6 protein-coding genes and 1 pseudogene are annotated in these 4,997 nt (G+C 62.7%); 3 read left to right on the top strand and 4 right to left on the bottom strand.

Translation table 11 applies throughout. The features are described from left to right. Window positions 1-192: 192 nt before the first annotated feature. A complete protein-coding gene (locus AO501_RS10150; protein ID WP_055577597.1) occupies window positions 193-1,161 on the top strand; it encodes a cation diffusion facilitator family transporter in 969 nt (322 codons plus the stop codon). A 285-nt stretch (window positions 1,162-1,446) separates the two neighbouring features. Here AO501_RS10150 and AO501_RS37880 read toward each other — a convergent pair whose 3' ends face one another. The 4 genes and pseudogenes from AO501_RS37880 to AO501_RS10135 all read right to left on the bottom strand — a co-directional run bounded on the left by AO501_RS37880 (window position 1,447) and on the right by AO501_RS10135 (window position 4,227). Further along, window positions 1,447-1,713 (bottom strand): DUF732 domain-containing protein, encoded by a 267-nt coding sequence (locus tag AO501_RS37880; RefSeq protein WP_055577596.1) that lies wholly within the window; start codon window positions 1,711-1,713, stop codon window positions 1,447-1,449. A gap of 85 nt (window positions 1,714-1,798) precedes the next feature. Further along, window positions 1,799-2,391, bottom strand: a pseudogene (locus AO501_RS39080) (copper-transporting ATPase); the annotation flags it as partial. Beyond that, window positions 2,345-3,316 (bottom strand): PPE family protein, encoded by a 972-nt coding sequence (locus AO501_RS10140; protein WP_269323520.1) that lies wholly within the window; start codon window positions 3,314-3,316, stop codon window positions 2,345-2,347. The pseudogene AO501_RS39080 and the gene AO501_RS10140, both read right to left, overlap by 47 nt. 503 nt (window positions 3,317-3,819) lie before the next feature. Continuing rightward, on the bottom strand, window positions 3,820-4,227 hold the full coding sequence (locus tag AO501_RS10135) for a hypothetical protein (protein WP_055577594.1): 408 nt from the start codon (window positions 4,225-4,227) through the stop codon (window positions 3,820-3,822). A gap of 59 nt (window positions 4,228-4,286) precedes the next feature. On the opposite strand from AO501_RS10135, the gene AO501_RS37060 reads away from it, so the two are divergent. Together AO501_RS37060 and AO501_RS10130 are read left to right on the top strand one after the other, a co-directional pair. Next, the gene (locus AO501_RS37060) at window positions 4,287-4,550 is read left to right on the top strand and encodes a hypothetical protein (protein WP_156298758.1); all 264 of its coding nucleotides are present in this window, start codon (window positions 4,287-4,289) and stop codon (window positions 4,548-4,550) included. A 212-nt stretch (window positions 4,551-4,762) separates the two neighbouring features. Continuing rightward, window positions 4,763-4,997 (top strand): AAA family ATPase (locus AO501_RS10130; protein ID WP_231752429.1); only part of this gene is annotated, 235 nt, incomplete at its 3' end.

Genomic DNA, 4,997 nt, shown 5'->3' with positions numbered 1-4,997 from the left:
AACGAAAGCCGCCCCGGCACCAAACCGGGGCGGCTTTCACCTGCCTCTTGACAACAGATGCCTACATATCAGCTTTCAGGGCGTGGGCAGGACGGATAACCTCGCAACTGAGGTGATTGCATACATGGCAATATGCGCATATGTTGATCAGGATAGTCAGACACGGCACAGAACGGATGGAAGGCGGGAGTCATGGGCGCCGGTCACGGACACGCACACGGGCATGGACACCAGGCGGCGGACGCCGACCAGCGCTGGTTAACCGGCGCCTTGGCATTAATTTTGGCTTTTATGATCGGTGAGGTTGTGGTCGGGTTCATCGCAGGGTCATTGGCTCTGCTCTCTGACGCCGCTCACATGCTGACCGACGCTGCGTCTATCGCCTTGGCATTATGGGCGATTCGGCTTGCCGCCCGCCCGGCAGCAGGGCGGATGACCTACGGGTGGAAGCGCGTGGAGATCCTTTCTGCGCAAGCCAATGGTGTGACGCTACTAGTGTTGGCTGGTTGGCTCGGGTACGAAGCAATCCAACGATTGATACAGCCTCCTGAGGTGACCGGGATGTTGGTGTTGATCACCGCGCTAGTTGGCGTTGTCATCAATATTGCGGCGACGTGGATGATCAGCCGTGCCAACCGATCCAGCCTCAACGTCGAGGGTGCGTTTCAGCACATCCTCAACGATCTGTTCGCGTTCATCGCGACCGCAGTCGCCGGGGTCGTCATTGTGATCACAGGGTTCGCTCGTGCGGACGCGATCGCCACGTTGATCGTGGTGGCACTGATGCTGCGCGCGGGTGTTGGGCTGGTGCGCGCGGCGAGCTTGATTTTCCTGGAAGCTGCTCCTGCGGACATGGATCCCGAGGTAATCGGACGTGCGATGGCTGCTCACGACGCCGTCGTCGAAGTCCATGACTTGCACGTCTGGGAGATCACTTCTGGCACACCATCGCTGTCTGCCCACGTGATTCTGTTCCCAGGCAGCGATTACCATGCGACTCGCGCCGACTTGGCGCGTCTGCTGGCCGAAGCGTACGGAATCACCCACAGCACTTTGCAACTCGATCACGGGAAGATCTCAGACGCCGCCTCTGACGTTGCCGGAGATGAATCGCATTGCGACGATGCGCACGGGCCAGTGCATCGCTCCGCCAACGGGTGAATCCGTTTCGAGCCTGGCTGCTGCACCCGCGGGGCTACGGCGCCGCATTGTTGCACTTTGACTGGCTGGATTCGGCAGGGGAGTTGATGATGACGAGCACCGGCTGTGCTCTCGGTGCGGCGGAGAGGTCCGGCGACCCGACTCGAGGTCGGTGTCATTTATGTTCCGCAGCGGCCCAAGGCGCGGATCGCCAAGCAATGATCGAAAGCTGGTGTATGAGCATCGGCGTAGCGGCGCGGTAGAGGGCGCACCGTCCCCAAGGATGATGATCGCGGAATCAAGTATTCAGTCAGGACAGTAGGAAGCGACTGCGGCGCCGAGGAAATATGCCGCTTCGTGCGCGGTGAGGTTGGCGGCTCTAGCCAGCGGCAGCACCAGCGAAGTACGCGACTGACCTGAGTCCAGGTCGCTGCACAGGGTATGAGCTATCCCGATTGCCCTGCTGGGATCGGCGACGGGAATCCCGTGCCGTTGCAGCGCGGCGATGAATGCATCGTCGGTGGGATCGGCTGCGGCCCGCGGGGCCAGGGCGATCGCCAGCACTGCGCACATCAGTGCCAACGTCGAGCAGCCCGCCGACCGCCGGGATCGGTGCTTTTCGGATGAAGAACGCCTAATCGGGCTGCCACTGCTCGAATTAGCCACCGGTTGACGCCAATTCTGTGATGTCGCCATCAGCCGGTGACGGCTGCACCCGCCCAATGGTGAGCCGATATCGGATGAGGCGCGAGCTGTTACTGACCACCGCCACCGAAGACGCGTTGTGCAGGATCGCGGCCAGTACGGGCGACAACGCTCCGCCGGCAGCGATGAGCAGTCCGGCGGCGTTGACCGCGGTGACATGCCGCAGTTCTGCCGGGTGGCCTCAACCGCCTGCGCACCGAGATCCGGGACACCGGGCACACGCCGCAGATTGTCGATCGCCAGGGCGAGGTCGGCAGACTCGACGGCGACATCTGTTTCGCACGGACCCATCGTGAGGTCAACCCTCGCCGGTGCTGAAGCGTCGATGACCCCGCCACCCACCAGCCTGACGACATAGCATTCGTCCTGACGTTCGCGCACCACGGTGAGCTTGTGCTGCTGCATCACCGGAGCACCGCACTGGTCAATACCAAGCTCACCCGCGACCACCTCGGCGGTGTCGGGACGTACACCCTTAATCCGCAAACGCGTCAGCACCTCAGGATCCTCTGGCCGGATTTCGTCGCGCAGGCTGATCTCGCCGACTCGGGGGGGCTCTGTCCACCCAGGCTTGCGGCACCGAGAGTTCGCCGATTAGGGCCGCGGGCCCGACGTCGGGCCTCGCGGCCGGCCCGGCCTGGCTTCCCTTAGTACCGGGACGGCGGCACCCGCTGAACCAGGCCTGCACCGACGCGGACAACGGCCGGCCGATTGCGCCGCGGCGACCGGTGTCCAGTTTCGCAAGCGTTGAGACCAGCGTGGAGACCGCTGACATCGACGACCTCATGCCGGAGTCCTCCGAATGCGCTGGATTATCAACAAGATCTACGGCCGACTGGGGTGTGCCCGGGGGCACCGTCGGTGCAGCGAGTCGGTTCAGTGCGTGCGGCACCGCGTGGTACAGCTGAGCATCGGCCTGGGTGAGCGTCGGACTGTCACCTTGTTCACCGGGAGCGGCGGGGTCGAGCCCGATATCGGGCACGGGGAAGGGAACCAGTCGCGTCGCCATTGCCGCATCGCTTGCGTATCTGTACATCGCCTGGGCATCCTGCGCCCACATCTCGCAGTAGCGGGCTTCCACAGCGGCAATCGCGGGCGTGTACTGAGCGAGTCGGTTCGCTGCGGCAAGCGACCGCAGCCGGGCGCGGTTCTCGACGATTTGTGTCGGCACCACCGTGGCCCGCAGTGCCGTTTCGTAGGCTGCTACCGCCGACCTGGCTTGCGCTGCCGTGTGGTGCGCGCGGATGGACGCTGTGCCAATCCATTTGAGGTGCGGCCTGATTGCCTCCGCCATCGACGTTGCCGAGGGTCCCAGCCAGGCCCCGCTGCCCAGGCCGGAGACCACGGAGATGAGCGAGATCTCGGCCGAATACAGAGCTCGTCCCAACGCATCCCATGCTGCAGCTGCGGCCAACAATGGCTCCGACCCCGGACCACGAAACATCCTGTTAGAGTTCACTTCAGGCGGCATCAATCCAAAATCCATTGTCCGGCCTTAAGCTTACTCGGCGAGCGGCTGAGATAGTCGCGGACGCCATTGGGGCGTCGTTACGCCGCCAGTAAGACAGCGCACAGTGAATCCCGCGACGGAGGTAGTGCGTCCGTGTAAAGGAATCGCCGAAATCCTGAGCGGCTCGACTGAGGAAGTAAAAGCCGAGTTGCAGCGAGCTGCCGTCATCGACGACGGATCTTTGACAATGTGTGTGAACACGATTTCCTTCAAGCGATAGACTTTCGGAGGAGCAGACAAACCGTCCCGCGCCGGTCAAGTTTTCGCGACATGCCGAACTGGCAGGATGATCCGCGCGGCGAGGTATAAGTCAAGACCACTGGGCCCGTACCACTTTGGACAGTCAGCCGAGACTGCGACAAAGTTCGCGCCACGGCCATCTAATCGATGCGCGGCCACCCGGCGAAATCAACGATCACAGGGCAGAGCAGCATGCAGGGCCCGACGGTATGACGCAATTTGGCTCAGCGGCGCGCAATACAAAGTCTGGTCAATAAAGCTTGAGCGCTTGGAACAGTGACCCGCCATGGTGGCGGGCTTCGTCCGGACTGCGGCAAGCGCTCGACATTGCGTTCCGCTACCGCAATCAGCGCCGCAAGCCACCCGAGCGCTATCAGCGCGGGCGCCAGTTGGGGCAGGATTCCTGCAGCGAATGCCTTCGGGCATTCCGGCGACGGAAACAGTTTCAAATGCATGGGGTCGCCGTTGACGACGACCGCACCCGCGAAGGAGGTCAGTACGGCATGGGCGGTGTCCGGCGTTGGCGGCGCGGTGTGCTCGAACTCCGCAGTGCCGCCCACCAGAAGCCAAAGGATCGCTGCGATCGTGGTGATCAACCGCAGCGACGACTGCCTACACGCGCCGGTGGCCATGATGCGTCAAATTTAGCACTGCCGCGCCAACCAGACGTCAATTCTCGGCGGACACGGCGTTGGTTACTAATGTCGCGACGATTGCCTTCTGTACTTCACGCAATTGGTCGCGACACGAAAAGGGGCTTCTGGACGATGCCTCGTCGCTGTGTGCCTGGATCGGACTCGTGGTGGACAGCTTTGGTCAGCAGTTTCTAAAAGCTGCACTCGTTGCAAAGCTGCTCGGCCCGATCCTTGTGGCGGAATGCGCCACCGGCCGCAGTCGCACCTGCAGCCGTGACAACCGTAATCTGGCCAAACAGCGGCTGACGTCGCCGGGTTGACCGCATCAACATGCGGGAGCAAAACCACTGGTGAGCGAGACCGTTCAGAAATCGAGCAAATCTGAAGCGCTGCTAGCCGTTGTTTCAATCACCGAATCCGGCGGTTCGAGTGCCGTTAAGCGCCACCGTATAAGTGCAGCGCAGAGCGATTCTGTGGTTCATGCAGGGTTACGGTCGGGCGGTGTTTATGCTAACTGACTGACTATGAGGCCGTGCACGCTGACCCGGGTCTTCTGGTGACTCGGCGGCGGCCGTTGCTCATCGACGAGTGGCAGAAGGTTCCCGAGGTGTGGGATGTCGTGCGCCGCGCTGTGGATGACGACCCGTCTGGTGGCCAGTTTCTGCTTGCCGGCAGTGCTTCACCGCGCCGCGGGGCGACGGCCCACTCCGGCGCGGGGCGTATCGGGCGGCTGCGCATGCGCCCGATGACGTTGTCAGAGCGGGGGA

This window comes from Mycobacterium gordonae, assembly GCF_001417955.2.
Taxonomy (GTDB): Bacteria; Actinomycetota; Actinomycetes; order Mycobacteriales; family Mycobacteriaceae; genus Mycobacterium; species Mycobacterium gordonae_B.
Note: the sequence above shows the minus strand (reverse complement) of the source record. Positions and strands in the feature narration are given on the sequence as shown.

Excerpts from the sequence above, each read along its gene's own strand:
- AO501_RS10150 (WP_055577597.1), top strand. The coding sequence starts at position 193 with ATGGGCGCCGGTCACGGACACGCACACGGGCATGGACACCAGGCGGCG.
- AO501_RS37880 (WP_055577596.1), bottom strand. The coding sequence starts at position 1,713 with ATGTGCGCAGTGCTGGCGATCGCCCTGGCCCCGCGGGCCGCAGCCGAT.
- AO501_RS10140 (WP_269323520.1), bottom strand. The coding sequence starts at position 3,316 with ATGCCGCCTGAAGTGAACTCTAACAGGATGTTTCGTGGTCCGGGGTCG.
- AO501_RS10135 (WP_055577594.1), bottom strand. The coding sequence starts at position 4,227 with ATGGCCACCGGCGCGTGTAGGCAGTCGTCGCTGCGGTTGATCACCACG.